The organism is Wolbachia endosymbiont (group A) of Alloplasta piceator (assembly GCF_964028505.1).
In the GTDB taxonomy this organism is placed as follows: Bacteria; Pseudomonadota; Alphaproteobacteria; order Rickettsiales; family Anaplasmataceae; genus Wolbachia; species Wolbachia pipientis.
The window spans coordinates 1,120,581-1,142,705 of the sequence record NZ_OZ034793.1; the positions used below are offsets into that span (position 1 = coordinate 1,120,581).

Here is a 22,125-nt window from a genome sequence, read left to right on the forward strand (position 1 = left end):
AAAGTATAGCCATAAAATCAGATTATATAAAACGTACTACTCAGGTCTTTTATATAACTATATTTACTATCTTATTTGGTACAGCATATACAGTGCGAACTTTGCTTTGATCGATCTTACTGGACACAGAGTCTATCGCTATTTTCTTCAATTCTTCTTGAGGTAAGTTAATTGCCACCTTGATTGTTGTACGTAATTTTCCATTGATTTGCACTGCTATAGTTACCGTATCGTCAACTAATAATGATTCATCAGCTTTTGGCCAAGGTTGACCTCCTATTTCTTGCCATAGGCTTTCAGCTAGATGTGGTATGAATGGTTCGATTACTCTGATTAATATACATATACCTTCATCAATAAGAGATTTTCCAGTTTTTACGTCTATTTCAGCTATTAAATTCGTCATCTCACGAAATTTTGCCACTACACAGTTTAATCTGCAGTTTTCCAAGTCATCTGTAAGTCCGTGTAAGAGTTTATGAATTTTTTTTCTGTACTCTAGAAGTCCACCCGTAACATTTTCATTATCATAGTGTATATTTACAGGTCTTAGCTGCATGACCATACGCCACAATTTATTTACATAACGAGAACAACCTTCCACGCCATCATCGGACCATTCCATATCTTTCTCCGGAGGAGTGTCGGACAACACAAACAAGCGGGCAGTATCAGCACCATACTTTTCTATGATAAAATTTGGATCAACTGTGTTCTTTTTCGATTTGCTCATTTTCTCGACTTTTCCAACTTGAACCTTAGCTCCTTGTGCAATCAACTCTTTTGCTTCTGCGGGAAATAGCCACTTACCATTTTCGTCTTTATAAGTTGCATGGCAGACCATTCCTTGAGTGATTAAAGTAGAGAAAGGCTCTTTAATATCAAAATAGCCACATTTGGTTAAAGCACGGCAGAAAAATCTTGAATAAAGCAAATGCAGAATTGCATGTTCTATCCCACCTATATAATAATCAACAGGCATAAAACGATTACATGCATCTTTGTCTATTGATTTATCTTCACTACAGAATGCAGCAAAATACCAGGAAGATTCAAAAAAGGTGTCGAATGTATCAGTTTCACGCTCTGCTTGCTTTCCGCACTTTGGACAATCAACAAATTTCCAAGTTGGGTGCTTATCCAGCGGATTGCCACCACTTGTAAATTCTACATCTATTGGTAGAACTACAGGAAGGTCTTTTTCTGGCACTGGAACAGTTCCGCAATCTTTGCAATATATGATAGGTATAGGGCATCCCCAATAACGCTGCCTTGAAACTCCCCAATCGTGCAAACGATAGTTTATTGTTTTTTTGCCTATTTTTTTTTCTTCAAATTTTTTAACTATGGCTTCCTTTGCTTCACTAACCATTAATCCGTTTAAGAATTCGGAGTTAAACATTGTCCCGTCTCCAGTATACGCCTCCTTTGTCATCTGAGTAGCTTGACACTGGGATCCATTGTAAGAATTCTGGTCACGCGCTGGAATGACACCTAAGTGGGCTGAAGAAATAACGGGAATTATCGGCAAATTATATTTCTGTGCAAATTCAAAGTCACGCTGATCATGTGCAGGGCAACCAAAAATCGCGCCTTCCCCATATTCCATCAACACAAAATTCGCTATGTAAAGCGGCAATTCCTTATCAAGAAATGGATGTTTGACGTTTAATCCGGTGTAAACTCCTATTTTTTCATCGTTCTCTCTTTTCGATTTTATTTCCTGGATCCCAGTGTCAAGCACTGGGATGACAACAGAAGAACCATTCTTTAAATCCTGCACAATAGGATGCTCTGCTGCCACTGCACAAAAAGAAGCCCCAAACAAAGTATGAGGATAAGTTGTAAAAACTTTTAATTTCTTATTCAGGCCAACTACTTCAAACTCTATAGTTGCTCCTTCAGATTTTCCTATCCAACGCTCCTGCATTGTTTTGACTTTTTCTGGCCAATTTTTCAAACTTTGCAGGCACTTGAGTAAATCTTCAGCGAAATCAGTAATCTTTAAAAACCATTGGGACAACTTACGTTTTTCAACAACTGCACCTGATCGCCATCCTTTTCCATCAACCACCTGTTCATTTGCAAGCACTGTTTGGTCCACTGGATCCCAGTTAACCCATGATTCTTTTCGATAGGCAAGCCCATGCTTTAAAAAATCCAGGAAAAATTTTTGTTCGTGTTTGTAATAATCAGGCTCACATGTGGAGAGTTCACGCTCCCAATTATAAGAAAGACCTATAGATTTCAACTGTGTACGCATATTATCTATATTCTCTTTTGTCCATGTTTCGGGGCTAATATTGTTATCCCTTGCTGCATTCTCAGCTGGTAATCCAAACGCATCCCAGCCAATTGGATGCAAAACCTCAAATCCATTAGCTCTCTTGTAACGCGCTATCACATCCCCTATTGCATAGTTACGTAAGTGTCCCATATGAATTTTACCAGATGGATATGGAAACATTTCCAACACGTAACACTTTTCTTGTTTACCACTCTTGCTTACAGAAAAATCCCATTTATCTTGATAAAATTTTTCAACACTTTTAAAATCATATTTCATATAAATCCAAATTCAATTACAGTTCATATGCATCAAAGGATCAACCGCTTGGCCATTATGTCGTATTGTGAAACACATCTGTGGATCTTTATCTTGTGTGCTTGATTTACCTGCAGATCCAATTACTTGACCTTGCTTTACTTTATCGCCAATTTCAACATGTATGTTTTTTAAATAGGAGTACACAGTCATGTAATTATCTTTGTGTTCCACTATAATTAAATTCCCATACCATCTCAGCCCTTTGCCTACATATATCACTTTGCCTGGTGCAGAGGAAACTACGTTCGTTCCATTTTGAGCAGCAATTTTTATGCCATCCTTACACATTTCATCAGAAGAGGTAGCTGAACCTTTAACTGGCATTACAAATTTACAATTTACCCCCACATTTTGTGTATTATTGTTATCTTTGTATATCCTATTTATGATGGCTTTTCTACTTTCTTTTTGCACTGAAGGCTCCCTAATTAAATGGTACTCTCTTGTATATTCCAGATCTCTTTTTCCGTAAAATTCTTCGCCTTTAAGCAGCACAGGTGCAGGTTTTTGCAGGCCACAGCCTATTAATATTGCTAATAACATAAGAAATGAGGCTATATGCCACATTTTAAACTCTCACAAAACTCCAAAATTTTAGCGAGACGTAGTGTTTCACGCCTGCTTGTTACTTTCCTCGTTATTTATTTTACTAGTTAAATAGTCCCTCAAATCGGTGAGTTCTTGCAACAAATTCTTTGTGACTTTTATATCATTACCAAATTCTTTTTGCACTCCTTTTATTGTATATCCTTTATCATATAGCATGTATTTTACTTTCTTTATGGCCTCTATACACTTGCGATCATATAGCCTTCTTCCTTTACGCTTTGTAGGCTTAATTTGATGAAATTGACCTTCCCAAAATCTCAAAACATGCTGTTCCAAATGTAGCTCTTCAGCTACTTCCCCAATCGTATAAAATAATTTTTCCTTGTTCATTAATTATTGATTGATTTTTTTATAATTTTTGAAGGCCTAAAAGAAACTGAATTTCTTGCCTGAATCATCACTTTCTCCGATGTATTTGGTATATTTCCTGGTCTTTCCTTCTTTTTCTTAACCAAGAATGTTCCAAATGACGATATTTTTACTATTCCATCCTTTACCAAGCTTGTCTTTATTTCGTCCAATATATCATCTATTATCGAAACAGAGTCTTCCTTTGATAATCCTATTTCTTGGTTTATATCTCCAGCTATCGTTGCCTTAGTTACTGTTGTGTCTTTTGTTGTAACGTGATCCATTATTGATAAATATTACAATACGTAAATATAATATAGCAATCGACTCGAGATTCAGCTACTTTATTTTTTAGAGTATGTCTCTTTTGTTGCATAATTTAAAATACCGGCAACTATCAATATCGCAAATATTGCAAAAAGTGCCATTTTATGATCTGTAAAAAGTGCTAACATTGACACTATAACTCCACTGCCAATAAACATAAATCCATTGATAATGGATGATGATGTGCTGATGTATTTTCGTTTCACAATCTCGCTGCCGACAGTAAAATTAAGCATATGTCCTCCCGCAAAAAACCCGAACATTAACATACAAAAGTACACAACGTGGACTGTTAAATGGCTGTATAGTAAAATAATAATTGAGACGCCTTGCAATAAAGCAAAAGCAGAAATTACATGTTTCCTATTTTTAAATAAGTTTGAGATTCGATCTGCAATTGGAGCACCAACTGCAAGACCAAGCCATAGTATTGCAGTTGCTATACCTGACTCCATTGCATTGAGTTCTGAGTTGCCCAGTAACCTTGGAGCCCACAAGGTATTAAGTGCTAAAAATGTTCCAAAAGTAATAGCACCCACCACTGAAGTTATCCAGATATCTCTTAATTTTAGCACTGTTAATATAGAGCACATTACTGTCTTCATAGAGCTTTTTATTGTGCGCTTTTCTGAGCTGCTTTCTGGAAGTGTGTTTGGACAAAAAAGCGTAAGTACAAATATCAACACACCAAATAGTATTATGCATACAATCAGATTTTTCCAATATGCATCTTCGGCAAGCAAGTTAGAGAACAGTATTTGAATTACCAAAGCAGAAAGGCTTGAAATTGTCTGCACTAGTGAAAACATTAGTCCAAATTGGGCAGCGGAAAAACATATGCTACTTGTGTGAGCAGCACCAATAAAACCAAATGATGCTCCAGTTGCAATCAACACTTGAGACAAAATCAAATGGGAGAAATTGTCACTATTAATAAGGACAAAAAACCCCAAGATCATAGTTGATAACGAGAAAAAATAAATTTTTTTACTGGAAAAAACATTAAACGTTGCTCCACTAAAAAATTGTAAGATGGCGAAAGTCCAAGTATATACTGAATTAGCCAGTGCAACTTGCGCGATTGTAAGTCCAAGTTCCTTTTCGAGATTTACACTTATAAAGGTATAAATTATCTGCATGTTGCTGAATATAACAACCAAGTTACTAATCAGCCAAATGAACCAAGCCTTAGCTCTGCTTTCCATAAGATTTATTTTTATAAGTAATCTATTAGAAATTTAACACTAAGTCTCTTTTTAAGCTATTGTTTCCTGACTACTGTTATAGCTAACCCAAAAAACGGTTTCCCTACGTCATGCCGCCGCGGTATCTCTTAGCCGCTAACAAGCAGCGGGATGACGATTGTCAGGGTGTCATCCTAGCGCCCCTATGATGTCATCCGAGTAGCCAACACTGGTTTCCATCCAAGACGGTGTCATTCCAGTGCTTGACACTGGAATCCAGCCGGCTTTGTTGCATCGCTCTTCGGATAGTAGGTAACGTACAATAAATTCATGAAGCTATCTCAAACTTAGCCATGCCTATTTCAGTAAATTTGTTAAGCAAATAACACTTGAGTAGCAGTTCCTTCTCACGATTAATTTCAGATTTGCTCCTAAAACTAAACCCAAATATTCGCTTCAACCTTGAGAAAAATCCTTCAATATACGATCTTTTTCCGTAATTTACTTCTTCTTTCCATCTTTTTATACCATTCTCACCATGTAATTTCATTAACTGAATAGCGGCATTTCTATCAAGCATATAATCCAATTTTGGATGCTCTGCTGCGTTGTTTTTCGGAGGAATTTTCGTTTTTATACCATATTGATTACACAGCTTATAGAGCTTTTCTCTGTCATATGCCCTATCTGCATATAGTACTTTTATGACATACTGAAAATCGACTTCTTTTAGCAAATCACAAGCTCCATAGTGATCAGAGTAGACACCGTTACTGTATTTTACAGCTATGGCTTTTTTGCTGTTTGTATTCAACATTACATGCAATTTTCTTGTCTGTTCATAGCTGCGATACTTTCTATCTTCGCTATTTTCTTTGCTATGACCAGGAGTGTTGTTGTATATACTAATTCCTGTACTGTCTATAGCAATTTCGATATCTTCCATATTATTTTCTGCAATCATTGATCTTAATATTGAGTTTCTTAAACCTTCTTGATGATTGTGAATAGCTGATAACTTGCAAATTTTTCCCAATTTGCTCAAGGTATCCTGCTATAAACCCAACTGTTTGCCTCAGGCCTATTCTAAATAAACAAGTTATTATGTGCACCAAAATTACAACTTTATCGCTATAAATATTGTTGCCACCTGGTATTTTTGGACCATTCTCGTACCACTTTTCTATGGCTTCGTTGATATAATGAAAAATATTTCCTCTTTTTTCTAGAAATTTGTTATATTCGCTATGGTTACTGACCCTCATTTTTTGTGGCATATTTTTTCTTTCAAGGTTAAATGGCTATTTTATAATGAATTTTGTCAGTAGCCACCAGATTTTTCAGTTGCTATGCAACAAAGCCCACTGGAATCCAGACTTTAATTGTTATACTTGTAAATAATCTGGTGAAAATAAACGTTCATCTCAAAATGCAGTATTTTTGTTGAAATAGCTCAACTGGATCCCAGTGTCTGGGCACTGGGATGACACCATAGGAGGCTACTTGGGTGACAAAAAAAGGAGCACTGGGATGACAGCAGTCCTACGTCATACCGCCGCGGTATCTCTAGATCCCGCTAACAAGCAGCGGGATGACGAGCTTATCGTCACGCCGCCACGAACCGTCATACCGCGATTCATTCGCGGTATCTCAGCCGCTAACAAGTAGCGGGATGACGGTTGTCAGGGTGTCATGAAAGTAGCTGACACTGGAATCCAGAAAAAAAGAAATATGTATCAGCTACTTTCATTTGCTGCGCCTCGAAAATAAACGTTCATGTAGCTAAGCCATAAATCCAGTATAAAGACCTTTAATCATTGGCTTCGTAGTACTTCTCAACCAACTTATTAAGTAACCTTACACCAAAACCTACTGCTCCTCTTGGACAAATGTCAGTACCTTTCTCGTGCCAAGCAGTGCCTGCGATATCTAAATGTGCCCAGCAAGTTTCATTCACAAAACGCTGTAAAAACTGTGCAGCCATTATGCTATCTCCACCAGAGCCTGCAGGAGCGATGTTTTGAACATCAGCAATCGGTGAATCAATAATTTTGTCATAAGTTTCATTCATAGGAAAACGCCATAACTTCTCATTTACTTCATTTCCTGCATCAATCAGACGGTTTGCTAATTCATCATTATTTGAAAAAAGACCAGCATATTCGTTATTTCCAAGTGCAACCACTATAGCACCAGTTAAAGTTGCAAGATCAATCATAAATTTTGGTGAGAATCTATCTTGCGTATACCATAAAGCATCTGCAAGTATGAGCCTTCCTTCTGCATCGGTGTTCAACACTTCTATTGTTTTTCCAGACATTGAAGTTACTACATCACTTGGTCTTTGAGCATTACCACCCACTGCATTTTCTGCAAGTGCGACCACGCCAATTGCATTTACTTTTGCTTTTCGTCCTGCTAAAGCATGCATCACCCCAACCACAGTAGCAGAGCCTGCCATGTCATATTTCATCGACTCCATACCACGTGAAGGTTTGAGTGATACTCCACCAGTGTCAAACGTTATACCTTTACCAACAAAAGCTATAGGCTTTTGTTCTTTAGAAGCCCCATTCCATTTTATCACTACTAATTTTGGTTCTTTACTACTTCCTTGTGCAACTCCAAGCAAGGCTCCCATTTTTTTCTCTTCCATCTGCTTTTTATCAAGCACCTCGATTTCAAGGCCAAGCTTAGTAAGTTCTTTTTTTATATGATCAGCATAGGATTCTGGATATAGAATGTTAGGAGGCTCTGTTATAAAAGAGCGCGCAAGGAATATACTCTCACCTTCTTGCCTTAAGTGCTCAAATGATCTTTCAGCATTACTTAATTGTTCATCTTTTACTAATACGGTAATCTCCTCTACCTCTGTAATTTTCTCATCCTTTTTAGTTTTATACTTATCAAACTTAAAACTACGCAGAAACGCACCATATGCAACATTTGCTGCACTACCTTCGATTAAAACCGCTGCTTTTTTAATTTTTAATCTGCTTAGCTCACAATATATTTTACCACCAATATTTAATTCTTTATTTTCATTCCATTCATCCTTCTTACCCAGTCCAACAACTATAACATTTTTTTCTTCTGGCAAAGCAGTAGAGAAAAATTCACCAAAACTTCCATTGAAATCGCTAAATTGCTTTATATTATCTATGACCTGTTTTCCTTGCAAAACTCCGCCATCATTTACGGTTTCGTTGTCTTCAAATAAACCCATTACTATTGTTTTAAAATCGGGCGAAATTTTAGAAATTGTTATTTTCATTGCTGGTATCTCCGTTGCAAATAATTGTAAACTGTACATAAAACATAGCAAAAACATCAGTAAGATATTTTTCATATACATCCTAAGTACAATAACACTTAAGTTTACTATGGACTCCCTTACATGCAAGGTTTTTTATCTTTTATTAGAGAACTTATTATATCCGCCCAAGGTAATGTTAAACGTATAGGTTTTTATGACCTGATCACTGTAAGTAAATGGTGTTATGAGAAGGCTTGCAAGCCCATTACTAACAAAATCTTCAAGAACAGGATCAGCGCAATTATCGCAATTATGGTCAGCAAAAAACATTTGCGTTGTGAATTCTGGAAAATCCGGATGTTGAACTAGAAAGTTGATATGTGGAGCTCTATCACCAATTTTACCAGGTGCTATCGTAATAAAATTATAATAGCCAAGATTATTCACTACAAACCTTCCTGATCCAGCAAAATTCGGATCATCCTCTATATTCTTATCGTAATGGTTCACGCCGCGTGAATTCGCGTGCCATATAGAAACTACAGCATTTTGTATTGGTAAACAGTTTATATCAGTAATTCTACCCACTATGTGTATTAATTCTCCTGTTGCACTATTTGGAGAACCAGGTTTCCTTCTTAAATTGTTTGAAGAGCTAAAATTTTTTGGCCTTGCATCAAGGTCATATATTTCTGGAGTTTCAATGCAGTTGAGCAAAACAGGATCAGCTGCAAATAGCGGCAAACTGAATACCATTTGTACTAAAAACGCTAATAAGATATTTTTCACATTCATTTCATTTATAATAGACTTCTTGCATAACCATATAACAAACTTTTATTGGAAATAGAAACGAAAAAACTTGCTTGACACCCTTCGCCAGCCCCCTTATCATAAAACTGAAGGTATTCAGTTATCTTCATCTGTGCAGATTAAACAGCAAGAAAACAACGTAGTTGGCGTCTTATTTTTAATTTTTTGCACTATGTGCACCTTATGTCTTCACAATATTTCTAGGTTTTTACCTACACAAGCTGAAACGCGCTATTTAAAACATTAAAAAACGCCAACTTAAAAAATGGATAGTGAATAACTAGCTACCCTAGGGTTTCTTTTGCCTTTTTTTCTGTTTAGTAAATTGTATCCGTTCAGCGGAGTGGTAGAATAAGGTAGACAAAGCAAGATAATAAAGATAATCATAGAGCAAAAGTGAGGTAATGTGGTAAACCTTTTAGAACTTTGCAAAAATTTACAGCAAAAAATAGAAAAGTTGGAAGGGAGGATAGAAGAGTTAGAGGCAGAAAATAAGGCCTTGAGGATTGAGAACGCTGAGTTGAAAGAGAGGCTTGGTTTAAACTCGAAAAATTCATCTCTACCGAGCTCTAAAGAATTGTACAAAACAAAAAAGGACAAGCCAAAAAGCAAAAGGAATGTTGGCGATCAGGTTGGGCATAAAGGAAATTTTCATGCCACAATGGAAGCGGATAAAGTAGTAAAAATAGAGTTGCCTAATATTTGCGAATGCGGAGGAGAGCTTGTAATATGCGAAAAACCTTATGTTCACCAAAAAGTTGATCTTCCGGAAATTAGGCCTTATGTAGTAATTGGAACATGGTCGTTGTTGGAGATGCAGAAAAAGAAAAAGTAGCAAGTTACCAGAAGGTGTTACGCCAGATACATTTGGTCCAAGGGTTAAGTCTATAATTGCAGCACTCAGCGGATTTTACAAAAACTCAAAGCGTGAAGTGGCTAGTATCATAAATGACATTTTTAATTTGAACATAAGTGTTGGCAGCATATCAAATCTTACTATTACCCACAAATATGAGGTTCGTGAGCAAGTCGCCATCCTTCTGCTAAATCAAAGAGACGTTTATATCCTTTCCAAAGAGTAATTGGTCCTGGTTTTGGGTCATTTTTTCTTGCTAAATGGCCTCCAAGTTCATGAAACAGCTTCTTTTATGTTGGGAACTACACTTGGACATGGTTTTCTGTGTATTTTAACGTATAAAACTTTCCATTCTTCTTCAGCTAATAAAGTAGTACATGGTAATGTTGGGTTAGCTCTTGCAATTGATGTAATAAAGAAGATCCTCCAAGCAATAATACTCACAACTGTTAGATATCTCATTAGTCTTTCTGCTATTCCAAGCCTACATTCTTCAACTTTGAGACCGAATTTAAAATTTTATGTAATATCTCTATTTTCCATCTAAGGCAATAGCAGAAAAAGCACCAATAATAAAGTTAGCCTACGATGAATTAGACAGGTTTAGCTGGAATGAAAAAGATTTAGTAGCATATGAAGAAAGAATAATGGATCTACGTAAGGAAGAAGCCATTCTTGAATACAAACTTGAGGAAGGTATAGAGAAAGGAAAAATCGAAGTTGCAAAAAATTTACTTAAAGCTGGTGTATCTGTTAATTTAATAGCTGAATCCACTGGCCTTTCTCAAGCTGAAATTGTACAGCTTAAGCAAGAAGTGGCCTAAGTATCACGGTTTTTAGGGCTTTTTTAGCTCGGCAGTGGTCTGAAAAGTCCATTTTTCACTTTATAAAATGTTTATATTTTACCACCTACTTTATTTGAATAAGTTCTTCTGCCACACTCTGAACGGATATTTGAATCAGGCTCAAGTTGACAAGTAGATGTTATCTTGTTATAATAAGTAAGTAAGTATTTATTAATTTAATCTTAACTTAAGAGGGTATTTATGGTAGCAAGTGATAGTGTTTTAAAAAGGTATGCGTTAGCCTATATAAAGGAATCTGGTAGTAACAGTGATGTTAAAGAGTTTTTACAATTTTGTAATACGCAAAATACCACAAATTGGAGTGAGGAGAATTTTAAAAATGCGTGTGAAAAATTTACACATCCAAATTCAAGCAATAGGCACGATACAGGAAGCAGAAATGATCAATATAACGCAGGGAATAACGCACAACCTACAGGCTCTCAGATTACACATATACATGTACACAATAGAGGTTTAGACTTTTGGGATTATTTGCTATTACAATGCTGGATGGATTCTTTATTCGGTGGACGTGGTCACACTACGGTTAATAATATAACGAATATTAACAATGGTAATACCACTCATCAAGGGAGAAAAGAGAATAAAAAAGAATCAGAAGACAGTAGAAAGCTATTAGCTTTGGGTATAGTAGCTGCAGTTGTGTGTGTTGCTTTCCATGCTGGTATGTGTTTTTGGTATAACAGCAGCAGAAAAGTGGCTAGAAAAGAAGAAAAAATGGATTACCTGGATAGTAAATTTAAAACGTTCAGAAATATAGAATTTGCGGTTGGCGTTATTTCTTTGGCAGCTTTGGTAGCTTGTGCTGTTTACCCAGTCTTACCAGTGTGGGGTTTAGCTATCCTTGGCGTTAATTCTCTCGTATGTTTTGCTGGTGGTTTAGCTTTTCATATGAAGCATGAGGAAGAATCAGAAAATATCGAGAAAGCTAAAGGAGCGGTAGATAGCTGTCTTAGACAAGGGCATGGTTATGGAGATCCTTCTCGTTATGATGCACCACCTCCTTACTTTTCTCAAGATCCTAATACTACTCCAACTGCTCCTCCTTGTAGTGAATTTGATAATCCTAATGCGAAACGGCAGTCTGAGAATTGTGAGGGGTTCACGTATGATAGAAATGAATAGTTTTATTTTTAGCCAAATTAATTGAATCAAGCTACAAAACCTGCTAAAGTTAACTTTGTGAAAGCACCCTTAGCTCAGTTGGATTAGAGCATTTGACTACGGATCAAAAGGTCGGGCGTTCAAGTCGCTCAGGGTGCACCACATTTTATAGGAAACAGAAGTCATACTTGAAATTAATATATGTAATACCTATCTTTAAGGGTTAAGCACTAAACTATTATATATGAGCAAAAAAGACTACTATGATCTGCTGGAAGTAGGCAGAAATGCCAGTATTGATGAGATAAAAAAAGCGTATAAAAAATTAGCATTAAAATATCATCCTGATAGAAATCCTGGCAATCAAGAAGCAGAGGAAAAATTTAAAGAAGTAACAGCTGCATATGAAGTTCTGTCTGACTCTGAGAAAAGGGCAGGCTATGACCGTTATGGCCACGAAGGTGCTTCTGGTGGATTTCAAGGCTTTAGCTCTGCAGGAGATTTTAGCGACATATTCAATGACTTCTTTGGTGGAGGATTCGGTGGTGGTGCAAGTAGATCGAGAGCAAAAAGAAGTACAACAGGAGTATCTGGAGCAGACCTACGTTATGATCTTGAAATTACCTTAGAAGATGCATTTAAAGGAATACAAGCGCCTATACATTATGTGACAAATGTAAAATGTGATACATGCCAAGGCACAGGTGGCGAAGGAGCAATTAAACCAGTTCAGTGCCACACATGCCAGGGAAGCGGTAGGATTAGAACTCAACAAGGCTTTTTTACCATCGAAAGAACATGTACTACATGCTATGGGGAAGGAGAAATAATACAAAACAAATGTAAGAAATGTGGTGGAAGTGGACGTAGAAGAGATGAAGTAAATATATCCGTTTCAATTCCAAAAGGCATAGAAGAAGGAGCTAAGGTAAGGATAAGTGGTAAAGGAGAAGCTGGAACAAAAGGTGGAAAAAGTGGAGATTTATACGTATACGTGAAAATAATTTTCCATAAAATCTTTGCTAGAAATAAAGCAGATTTACACTGTAAAGTGCCTATAAGAATGACACTAGCAGTGCTTGGTGGTGAAATCGATATTCAATCAATTGATGGAGCTAAAATAAAAGTAAAGGTCCCTGAAGGCACTCAAACTGGTACCAAACTACGTTGTAGGGAAAAGGGTATGCCATATATGAACTCACATGCTCGTGGTGATTTATACGTACAGGTAATAGTTGAGACTTTAAATCCAAAAAATTTAACTAAAAAGCAAATTGAACTATTAAAAGCGCTTGAAGAAGAGGAAAATGCAAGTGTACAACAGCAATCTGAAGGGTTTTTTAGTAAAGTAAAAAAAAAATAAGAAATCTGCTAAATGACATAAAGGGGTAACTGTTTACGGGTTTTCATTTAATCCTGCAATTCTTTGACCTTATTAATGGAAAACTTAACAATAGTGTTATTATTAGCCAACAGAAACTTCTTAGTTCCTTAAAACTATGTAAAAGCAATAAATTTCTTTATTTAAGGTCGAAGTTTTGCTATTCTCAGGTTTTAATAATTTAAATTTAATGAATATAAACAAAAATGAGTTTTTATTTCTTCCGCTTGGGGGAGTAGGAAGAATCGGGATGAATGTTAGCCTATATCATTACCAAGGTAAGTGGATTATGATCGACCTTGGTGTTGGTTTTGCAGATGAAACTATGCCAGGTGTTGAGCTGCTCATTGCTGATATAGATTTTATTGCTCAAAGAAAAAAAGATTTACTTGGAATAATAATTACACATGCACATGAGGACCACTGCGGTGCAGTGCCCCACTTGTGGGAAGAGTTGCAGTGCTCCATATATACAACAAAGTTTACGGTTAATTTTCTTAAAGAGAAACTAAAAGAATTTCGATTGGAAGGTATAGTGCCTGTGAAAGAGGTAGACATAAATGGCAGCATAAATTTGGGTCCTTTTACCGTCGAGTTTATAAATGTAACTCATTCAATTCCTGAGGCAAATTCAATATTAATTAGCACTGAAATGGGTAGTGCACTCCATACCGGAGACTGGAAATTTGATCCAAAACCTGTTGTTGGATTAACTTCTAATATGGAGCGTCTAAAAGAAATTGGCGATAAAGGTGACCTGCTTGCAGCAATTTGCGATTCAACCAATATATTAAGCAAGCATCACCCTGAGTCAGAAGGTGAAATTTATAATAATATTTATAACATAATAAAGCGGTCTAAAAAATTAGTTGCTGTTTCGCTATTCGCTTCAAATGTGGCACGAATTGAAACGATAAGCCAAGCTGCAAAAGCACTAAATAGAAAAGTAGTTTTACTTGGTAGATCTTTATGGAGAATAGTGAAAGTTGCGCAAGATAGTGGTTATTTAACTGATTCTCCTCAGTTTCTTGAAGCAAAGGAAGCAGTAAATTTTCCAAGGGAAGAACTGGTGCTACTTTGCACAGGTTGTCAAGGTGAGCCACTGGCAGCTACCGCAAGACTTGCTGTTAAGAGTCATCAAGCATTTAAAATGCAGCAAGGTGATACCATGATCTTTTCGTCAAAAATCATTCCTGGAAATGAAACTCGTGCGCACAACATGCTCAATGCCTTTATTGAGATGGGGGTAGAAGTTATTACTGAAAAAACAGAGCATGTTCATGCTTCTGGGCATCCAACAAGAGAAGAGCTAAAGGAAATGTATTCCTTAATAAAACCGAAGATGTCTATTCCAGTTCACGGCGAATATATTCACACGCATGCACATGTAAAATTTGCTAAAGAGTGCGGTGTGGCAAAAGCAATAATGATTGCACCAGGTGATATTGTTAATTTGGAGAACGGAGAAAAGGTTGATTCAATTGATGTTGACTACTTTGGTATTGATGGTATGTTGCTACGTCATCCGGAGAGCAGTGTTATAAAAATGCGTAAAAGAATGAGAGATGCCGGAGTTATTGTGGTAACAGCAGTTGTAAACAAGAAAAATAAATTGCTTGCTAAACCAAAAGTATTTGTACCTGGTGTTTTTGAAGTGCTAGAAGATGCAGCTACCATACAGAAAATTGTCAAGAAAGTTGAGTCGTTGTTTAGTTTGCAGCCAACAAAAAAAATTAAAAATAAGATTGAAAGTTCAATATTGAGTATCTTAAAGGAATATTTACTAAAAAGACCTATAATTGAGGTTCAGATAGAACAGGTATGAAATGAATGAAGCTATTCGTTCATCTGGTGTTATTTATTTCGTTATTTATTCCTTATTTTACAAAAGCTGCTTTATATGTTGATATAAAAAAAAGCAGTGTTGGTAACATTGGTCTTGTTGTATCTAAATGTACATGTAAAACAGCGTTGGAAAGCGAATTAAGCGAAAATATTGCAAAGGTAATAGGAACAAATTTATCTAATTGTGGCTTATTTAATGTAAAACGTGGCGCGGAAGCTGAATCTAAATCTTGGAAAAGCGATACTGTAGTCACAGTAAGTTTAAGCGAAATATCTGGTAGTGCATTAGAGCTATCATTTCGTTTATTTGACGCTTTTACAAAAAGAGAATTACTTACTCAGTCAGTTGTTTTTCCAGCAAAAGACTGGAGAAAAATTGGTCACCTCGTTTCGGATGTGATACATGATAGATTGATTGGTGAGAAAGGGCACTTCAACACAAAAATCACGTATATCGCTGAAGAAAAAGATAGCAACTACAAATCTGTGCGTAAAATTGCTGTGATGAATCAAGATGGAAGTAATATAAAATACTTAACAAATGGCGATAGATTTGTGTCAACACCGAGATTCTCACCAAATGGAAAGGGTATTGTTTATATCTCGCACGCAAATGGTAAAAGTTATATAATATTAAAAAATTTAAAAGATAACACTGAATCAATAATCAGCGCATTTGAAGGAGTTGTTTCTGCACCAAGATTTTCTCCTGATGGTAAATCTCTTTTAATTTCCCACTCATTGGGTGGTGAAACGAATATATTATCTTTAGATTTAAGTAGTAAACGGACAGAAAAAATTACTAAAGGTTCAGCTATAAGCACTTCTCCCTCTTTTTCTCCAGATCAAAAGTATATGGCTTTTAGTTCTGATATAAGTGGGAGTCAGCAACTGTACGTTATCGATTTTACTAACAAAAGTAAAAAACCTAAAAGAATTAGTTTTGGAAGTGGAAGATATGCTACGCCTGTTTGGTCGCCAAAAGGAGATCTGATAGCTTTTACAAAGATTCAGTCAGGAAAATTTTACATAGGAGTTATGAAGCCAGATGGCAAAGAAGAACGTCTGCTTTCAGAGGGGCATAAAATTGAATCCCCGGCATGGCTACCAAATGGTAGAGAAATCATTTTTACAAGAACAGAATCACCAAGCAACTCTAAACTATATTTAGTAGACTTAGTAAAGAAAAATCAAAAAATGGTTTCCACTCCCACAAATGCTTCTTTACCGGATTGGTCTTATTTTTGAAAGTAGATCTATTATAGGTTTGATATGAGCCTTATTTTACTTTAATCGCTTATAACCTTTGGCACTACAAAATACCCATGCTCAGGTTTTGTATTGGACAATATCTCTTCTTTAATATTTTGAGAATTTATAACATCATCGCGTACATGAATGTCCTTGTCTATACTGCCATAACGCATAGGAGAAACACCTTCAGTATTAACTTGCAATAAAGTATCGTGTATCCAATCCAGCATTGTCAGTTCTTTGGAGTAGTGATCAATCTCGTCATTTGATAACTTAATCCTTACAAGCTGTGCAATTTTAAGCATTTCTTCCTTGGTAATTGTTATTTTTCTCTTATTTGCAAATTCTATTAGTGAAGTAATAACGTCTTCTGTTGACTTAGCTGGCATCGTTACCTCCTTGGATAAAGTGAGTTAAAATATCTACGACCGAAACAACTTCTATTTTACCAGTTTTTTCAAATTTGTGAAGTATGGTATCCGTAATCACTAATTTATCTAAAGAAGAGGAAGAGATTTTCTCAACTGCACTTCCTGAAAGCACACCGTGTGTGATGCATGAAGTTACGGACTTTGCTCCGTAACTTTTTAAAGCAAGAGCTGCATTACACAATGTTCCACCAGAGTCAACTATATCATCAACAATGACACAATTTTTGTTTGCAACTTCTCCTATTATGTTCATTACTTGAGATGTGCCTGCTTTCTCCCTATATTTATCTACTACAATAATCTTATCACTTAACCCTATCTTGTACTTTTCCTCTAAAGTCTTTGCAAAAGCACGTGCTCTACCAATTGCTCCAACATCAGGTGCAACAATTGCCAAATTTTCCGTGTGTATAGAGTCAACAAATGCTTCAAAGCAGTTCAAATTAGTTATCGGTACATCAAAGAATCCTTCAATTTGACTTGAGTGCAAATCAATAACTGCAACACTACTTGCACCTGCAGTTTGAATAAGATTTGCAACTAATTTGGCACTTAAAGCAGACTGCACATTATTGTTCTTGATAATTCTATCTTGCCTGCTATATCCATAATAAGGGATAATTACTACTATCCTTTTGGCTCCTAATCTATTTACTGCATCAATTATGAGCAGAAGCTCCATAAGGTTATCATTCACAGGGGGAGAAAGAGATTGTATTATATATACTTCTTGATTATATAGATCATTTGCTACTTCTACATTTACCTCGCCATCGGTAAACTTTGATATCCAAGCAGAGGATGGTTGAACATCTAGCCGGTTAACTACTGATTCCCCTAATTCCTTACTAGCATTACCTATTATTATCTTCATAACGCACTAATTGAGTTTTTAAGATTATACAGAAATTGTGAAATAATTGAAATGTAAGTGTCTTTATCTAGCATTCTTGTCGGTGAATTAGGTACCTCTTGTACAATGACCTGTCATTTTCACGCGTTGTTTCAATATACAGACCCAAATTGAAACAACTATACAAAATCCTGCTTATGTTTCAAGATAAATGACTTTAATGAAATATAATTTATCTAGTCATTTGTATCTGCTAACATACTACACTTCCCATTGTAGAGCCTCTGCAACTTACTGAAATTTATAATCGCTTTATAAAAAGCTTTATACTCTTTGCTTAATTGGAGGCGCTACCTCTGCACTTTCTGCTCTGTCTAGGGTACTACTTGGTTTTTCTGCAGTAATTTTTTGAATGCTACCATCTACCTTATTCTTGATATCTGCTCCATATGATCTTAATACTTCAATAGCTTTCTCGTTTCCACTATTCAGCGCAATATCCAAAGCATCCATTCCATCATTATTTTTGTGGTTGATAAAATTCTCTAACTCAAAGATTTTTATATATTGCTCAATGATGAATTCTACCACTTTTCCAGGGCAATTATTAGCGGCAGGAAAGAGTACTGCATTGTTATTATTGTCTTTCTTTGTTACATCTGCTTTGAGCTTGTCTATCAAATACTTGATAATTTCTATTCTGCTATCATCTTCTGCTTCAGTGCACTGCCTAGCAGCTAAAAACAGAGCTGTTCGCCCATTATTGTCCACATCTTCAATATCTTGTCCCTTATCAATTAAGGCTTGTATTATATTTTTGTTCCCATATAAAGCAGCAAAGTGAAGAGGAGTATACCCTTCGGTACTTTCTCTTTCATTAATCAATGCACCATGGCTAGCTAGTAATTCTATAAATTCTGGCGTATTTGCAAAAACTGCAAAGTGCATTGGTGTTAGATCATCTTTACCATGATTTTGAGTTTTTGCATTAACGTTTGCTCCATTTTTTATCAGCAATTTTGCTATTTCTAATTGTTTGCGTCCGATGGCAATATGCAGTGGCGTACGATTGCGTTCATAATGATCATTGACGTTTGTGCCACATTTTATTAGTAGTTCTGCAGCTTCAATATTACCTTCCTGAATTGCAACGTATAAGGAAGCATATCCATCTTTTGTTTCCTCTGTCATACGAAATTGCGAACATGTTAGTTCATATATTATTAAGGATTATTATTAAGTTTTTATTAATACAATATTAATGTAGCGGGATGACGAGCTTATCGTCATCCCGCCGCGAACCGTCATACCACTGCGAACCGTCATACCGCCGCGGTATCTCTAGATCCCGCTAACAAGCAGCGGGATGAAGGTTTTTCAAATTATCGTAAGTCAGTTTAGCTATAGCTACAAGTTTCATTCTTCCCTTACAAATAACTTTACTGCGTCCTTTTTTCGGATTCAGAATTAGCAAGAAACGTTCTTGTAAGGTGGTCTACTAAAATTTTGCTTTATAAAACAATGTCTGAACTATGCAATTAATACATTATCAACACAACTGATTCATAAAAGCAAATATTATAACCACGAAGAGAGAAAATGTTATGCTTAGTTTAATAAGAAAGACCTTGAGAAAAAAAATGACTCATCAGGTAAACGATTCGAAATTGAAAGAGAAAGATGAAAAAAGTATTTTAAAATTAGCATCAAAAATAAAAGGCAAAAAAAGTAGCATTGCTGAAGAACTAGAAAAAATATCTAAAAAGGAAAAACAAAGGATTCTTACTACGGAAGTAAGCAAACATCGGGGTAAAGAACCAACTATTATATCACTTGCTTATGCTATACTACGTAAAGATAGTATAGCTGTTGAGAAAATGTTAAGAGTAGCTAAAGAAAACGGTATTCTGAAAGACATTCTTGACGCAACAACAACTATAAAATATCCAGATGGTCGGAGAGCAACTGTTACACCACTTGCTTATGCTATACTATATGAAGATAGTATAGCTATTGAAGAAATTTTAAAAGTCTCTAAGGAGAACGGTATTCTGAAAGATATTCTTAACACAACAGCAACTATAAGATATCCAGATAACAAGGAAGTGACTTACGCGCCACTTGCTTATGCTATGTTCTGGAAGGATAGCAAAGCTATTAAAGAAATTCTAGTAGCAGCTGAAGAGAACAGTATTCTGAAAGATATTCTTAACACAACAACAACCATGAAATATCTAGACCGGGAAGTGACTTACACACCACTTGCTTATGTTATACTACGTAGAGATAGTATAGCTGTTGAGAAAGTGTTAAGAGTAGCTAAAGAAAACGGTATTCTGAGAGATATTCTTGACACAACAATAACTATAAAACATTTAGATAGCCGGGAAGTGACTTAGAGGTTGTCCGGAAACAAGTAAAAGGCTATAATATCTGAAATTTTAGTACGGGGTAAAGATGAGAAAAAAGTATCCAACAGATCTAAGCGAAAGGGAATGGGCAAGAATAGAAAAACACTTCAGAGTATCATACAAGAAAGGAGGAAGGCCGCCAAAGTATAGCAAAAGAGAAATATTAGAAGCAATTTTCTATGTATTGCGTACAGGGTGTCAATGGCGGTATTTACCAAATGATTTTCCGCTATGGAAGACTGTGTATGAGCAGTTCAGGCAATGGAAGAAGCAGGGAATTTTTGAGAAAATGAATTATGAAATTACAAAATATAGTAGAAGAAAAATAGGAAGGAATGAGCAGCCGAGTGCCTGTATAGTAGATAGTCAATCTGTAAAGACTACAGAAAAGGGGGGATCAAAGGCTATGATGGAAGTAAAAAAGTAAAGGGTAGAAAAAGGCATATAATTACAGACACTCAGGGTTTTATACTAGGTTGTTACGTAGGCGCTGCTAACGAAAATGATAGAGATGGTATTAAAATAGCATTAAACAATATGAGAACAAAATATACTAAAGTTAAAAAAATGTGGGCTGACATGGGATACCAAGGAAGAAATTCAAAGAATCACATAAAGGAAGAATATGACATAGATATTGAAATTGTTACAAGGCCTCCATGTAGATTTTGGGTGCACAAAGATACGCCACCTGAGCTACTACCAACAAGAGAACAAGGGTTTAAAGTACAGCCAAGAAGATGGGTTGTAGAAAGGACTTTTGCTTGGGTTAATAGGAATAGAAGGCTATCGAAGGAGTATGATTTACTCACAACATCCACTGAGAATTTCATATACCTAGCTATGAGTAGGGTTATGTTAAAGAGGGAATATGCTTGAATTTACTAGTTTCCGGACAACCTCTGATACCAATTCTCATTGTTGTCCAGTCAAATAGGAAACATTGCAGAGTTGTTTAATTGTGGAGCTGGCAAGAGAAGTAATAAATTTGCACAAAGCACCCTCAAGTAGAGCAATTGTATCGTATATTTTATTGCGCAAAATGTTCTGTTTTATATATAACCAAAGCCTCTCAACAGGATTTAGCTCAGGTGAGTATGGAGGTAGGTATATAATGTCGATATTTTTAGGTACCTTTAAATTTTTTGACCTATGCCAACTAGCACAGTCCATAACGAGAAAAGCCTCTCGTGTTTCTAGATATTGCGAAATTTGCTCAAGAAATATGTTCATGCAATCAGTGTTGACATTTGGTGCAAATAAGCTAGAACTCTCTCCATTTCTAGGATTAACTGCACTATAGAGATAGAAATTTTGCCTACCTAATTTTGTTTTAACCTGTGTTCTAATCCCCTTTTTAAACCACCCATGTCCAACTTTTGAATGTGTGCCAAACCGTGATTCATCAAAGAAAAATAGCTCTTTTTCTGGATACTTGCTAATAGCTCCATTGAGATTTTTTTTTGAATTCCTCTTGTTTGCTTTTATCTTGTCCATTATGAACTGGTCTTGGTGTAATATATGAGAATTTCATCTTTTGCATATGGCGGTGTACTGTAGATTTGCTGATATTTAATCCGAACTTTTCCTGGATTCTTATTCTCATTTCTTTAATGGTGATATTAGGATTTTCTTCTATCCACTCTTCAATTTGCTGTAGTTGAGCCTGATTTAATTTAGTTTTTCTACGACGTTGTGAAGGAGCAAACAGTTTTTCTTCTCTGCCAATTTTCAAGAGTTTTACCCACGAAGTTAGTGCGCTTCTTGAAATGCAATATATTTTTGCTACAGCCGTTATACTGTACTTTTTTGCTGCAATTACAGCATTTAGTTTTTTTGAAACATATGCATTATTCCTTACTTTCTTCAGCATTTCTTTTGCTGATTCTACTACTTTTTCATCCAATAATTTTGATCTTAATGCCATTTAAACCTCGCTATTTTACTTACTTCAGTATGGCTTTTCTTCCATC

The 22,125-nt window shown here is 35.9% G+C and carries 19 protein-coding genes, 1 tRNA gene and 3 pseudogenes; 9 read left to right on the plus strand and 14 right to left on the minus strand.

Going from position 1 to position 22,125, the window contains the following annotated elements:
- Positions 1-49: 49 nt before the first annotated feature.
- The 9 genes from leuS to ABWU31_RS05605 all read right to left on the minus strand — a co-directional run bounded on the left by leuS (position 50) and on the right by ABWU31_RS05605 (position 9,130).
- Positions 50-2,566 (minus strand): leucine--tRNA ligase, encoded by a 2,517-nt coding sequence (gene leuS, locus ABWU31_RS05565; protein ID WP_077188483.1) that lies wholly within the window; start codon positions 2,564-2,566, stop codon positions 50-52.
- A 12-nt stretch (positions 2,567-2,578) separates the two neighbouring features.
- Positions 2,579-3,175, minus strand: coding sequence for a murein hydrolase activator EnvC family protein (locus ABWU31_RS05570; RefSeq protein WP_006279879.1), 597 nt, complete (start codon positions 3,173-3,175; stop codon positions 2,579-2,581).
- 45 nt (positions 3,176-3,220) lie between these two features.
- Entirely contained in the window at positions 3,221-3,547 is a 327-nt protein-coding gene (locus tag ABWU31_RS05575) for a MerR family transcriptional regulator (RefSeq protein ID WP_006279880.1), read from the minus strand.
- Positions 3,547-3,852, minus strand: a complete 306-nt coding sequence (locus ABWU31_RS05580) for an integration host factor subunit alpha (protein ID WP_006279881.1) — start codon at positions 3,850-3,852, stop codon at positions 3,547-3,549. Before ABWU31_RS05580 ends, ABWU31_RS05575 begins: the two co-directional genes overlap by 1 nt.
- A gap of 60 nt (positions 3,853-3,912) precedes the next feature.
- Entirely contained in the window at positions 3,913-5,100 is a 1,188-nt protein-coding gene (locus ABWU31_RS05585) for an MFS transporter (RefSeq protein WP_006279883.1), read from the minus strand.
- Positions 5,101-5,407: 307 nt separating this feature from the next.
- Entirely contained in the window at positions 5,408-6,043 is a 636-nt protein-coding gene (locus ABWU31_RS05590) for a transposase (protein WP_082246250.1), read from the minus strand.
- Positions 6,027-6,356, minus strand: coding sequence for a transposase (locus ABWU31_RS05595; RefSeq protein ID WP_007548762.1), 330 nt, complete (start codon positions 6,354-6,356; stop codon positions 6,027-6,029). Before ABWU31_RS05595 ends, ABWU31_RS05590 begins: the two co-directional genes overlap by 17 nt.
- 533 nt (positions 6,357-6,889) lie before the next feature.
- Positions 6,890-8,353: a leucyl aminopeptidase gene (locus tag ABWU31_RS05600; protein ID WP_353271167.1), complete on the minus strand. Its 1,464-nt coding sequence runs from the start codon at positions 8,351-8,353 to the stop codon at positions 6,890-6,892.
- Positions 8,354-8,488: 135 nt separating this feature from the next.
- Entirely contained in the window at positions 8,489-9,130 is a 642-nt protein-coding gene (locus ABWU31_RS05605) for a protocatechuate 3,4-dioxygenase (protein ID WP_006279956.1), read from the minus strand.
- 424 nt (positions 9,131-9,554) lie between these two features.
- On the opposite strand from ABWU31_RS05605, the pseudogene ABWU31_RS05610 reads away from it, so the two are divergent.
- Positions 9,555-10,140 (plus strand): annotated as a pseudogene (locus tag ABWU31_RS05610) (DUF6444 domain-containing protein); the annotation flags it as partial.
- 7 nt (positions 10,141-10,147) lie between these two features.
- Here ABWU31_RS05610 and ABWU31_RS05615 read toward each other — a convergent pair.
- A pseudogene (locus ABWU31_RS05615) lies at positions 10,148-10,558 on the minus strand (IS4 family transposase); the annotation flags it as partial.
- Between ABWU31_RS05615 and ABWU31_RS05620 the strand changes: the two are divergent.
- From ABWU31_RS05620 to ABWU31_RS05645, 6 genes and pseudogenes are all read left to right on the plus strand, one after another.
- Positions 10,550-10,828 (plus strand): annotated as a pseudogene (locus ABWU31_RS05620) (hypothetical protein); the annotation flags it as partial. The pseudogenes ABWU31_RS05615 and ABWU31_RS05620 sit on opposite strands and share 9 nt — an antisense overlap.
- A 222-nt stretch (positions 10,829-11,050) precedes the next feature.
- Positions 11,051-11,998, plus strand: a complete 948-nt coding sequence (locus ABWU31_RS05625) for a hypothetical protein (protein ID WP_353271168.1) — start codon at positions 11,051-11,053, stop codon at positions 11,996-11,998.
- A gap of 63 nt (positions 11,999-12,061) precedes the next feature.
- A tRNA-Arg gene (locus ABWU31_RS05630) sits at positions 12,062-12,139 on the plus strand.
- Positions 12,140-12,221: 82 nt separating this feature from the next.
- Positions 12,222-13,340 (plus strand): molecular chaperone DnaJ, encoded by a 1,119-nt coding sequence (dnaJ, locus tag ABWU31_RS05635; RefSeq protein ID WP_012673045.1) that lies wholly within the window; start codon positions 12,222-12,224, stop codon positions 13,338-13,340.
- Between the two features lie 208 nt (positions 13,341-13,548).
- Positions 13,549-15,183, plus strand: coding sequence for a ribonuclease J (locus tag ABWU31_RS05640; RefSeq protein ID WP_353271169.1), 1,635 nt, complete (start codon positions 13,549-13,551; stop codon positions 15,181-15,183).
- Positions 15,184-15,188: 5 nt separating this feature from the next.
- A complete protein-coding gene (locus ABWU31_RS05645) occupies positions 15,189-16,451 on the plus strand; it encodes a protein TolB (RefSeq protein WP_353271170.1) in 1,263 nt (420 codons plus the stop codon).
- A gap of 41 nt (positions 16,452-16,492) precedes the next feature.
- Here the strand turns inward: ABWU31_RS05645 and gatC are convergent, their stop codons facing one another.
- The 3 genes from gatC to ABWU31_RS05660 form a co-directional block, all read right to left on the minus strand.
- The gene (gene gatC / locus ABWU31_RS05650) at positions 16,493-16,846 is read right to left on the minus strand and encodes an Asp-tRNA(Asn)/Glu-tRNA(Gln) amidotransferase subunit GatC (protein ID WP_006279727.1); all 354 of its coding nucleotides are present in this window, start codon (positions 16,844-16,846) and stop codon (positions 16,493-16,495) included.
- Positions 16,836-17,762 carry a ribose-phosphate diphosphokinase gene (locus tag ABWU31_RS05655; RefSeq protein WP_353271171.1) on the minus strand — a complete coding sequence of 309 codons (927 nt, stop codon included), beginning with the start codon at positions 17,760-17,762 and terminating at the stop codon, positions 16,836-16,838. The genes gatC and ABWU31_RS05655 overlap by 11 nt, the downstream gene beginning before the upstream one ends.
- Positions 17,763-18,065: 303 nt before the next feature.
- A complete protein-coding gene (locus ABWU31_RS05660) occupies positions 18,066-18,932 on the minus strand; it encodes an ankyrin repeat domain-containing protein (protein ID WP_006280296.1) in 867 nt (288 codons plus the stop codon).
- Positions 18,933-19,369: 437 nt separating this feature from the next.
- Between ABWU31_RS05660 and ABWU31_RS05665 the strand changes: the two genes are divergently transcribed.
- Both ABWU31_RS05665 and ABWU31_RS05670 read left to right on the plus strand, forming a co-directional pair.
- A complete protein-coding gene (locus tag ABWU31_RS05665; protein ID WP_353271172.1) occupies positions 19,370-20,140 on the plus strand; it encodes a hypothetical protein in 771 nt (256 codons plus the stop codon).
- A 58-nt stretch (positions 20,141-20,198) separates the two neighbouring features.
- A protein-coding gene (locus tag ABWU31_RS05670; RefSeq protein ID WP_353271062.1) for an IS5-like element ISWpi1 family transposase occupies positions 20,199-21,031 on the plus strand; the annotation gives its coding sequence in 2 pieces (ribosomal slippage) (positions 20,199-20,568 and positions 20,568-21,031; 834 coding nt in all).
- A 36-nt stretch (positions 21,032-21,067) separates the two neighbouring features.
- Here ABWU31_RS05670 and ABWU31_RS05675 read toward each other — a convergent pair.
- Positions 21,068-22,079 (minus strand): IS630 family transposase gene (locus ABWU31_RS05675; protein WP_265029767.1). Its coding sequence is split into 2 segments (ribosomal slippage): positions 21,068-21,616 and positions 21,618-22,079, totalling 1,011 coding nucleotides; the frame shifts between segments, so codons are not numbered across the junction.
- Positions 22,080-22,125: the final 46 nt, after the last annotated feature.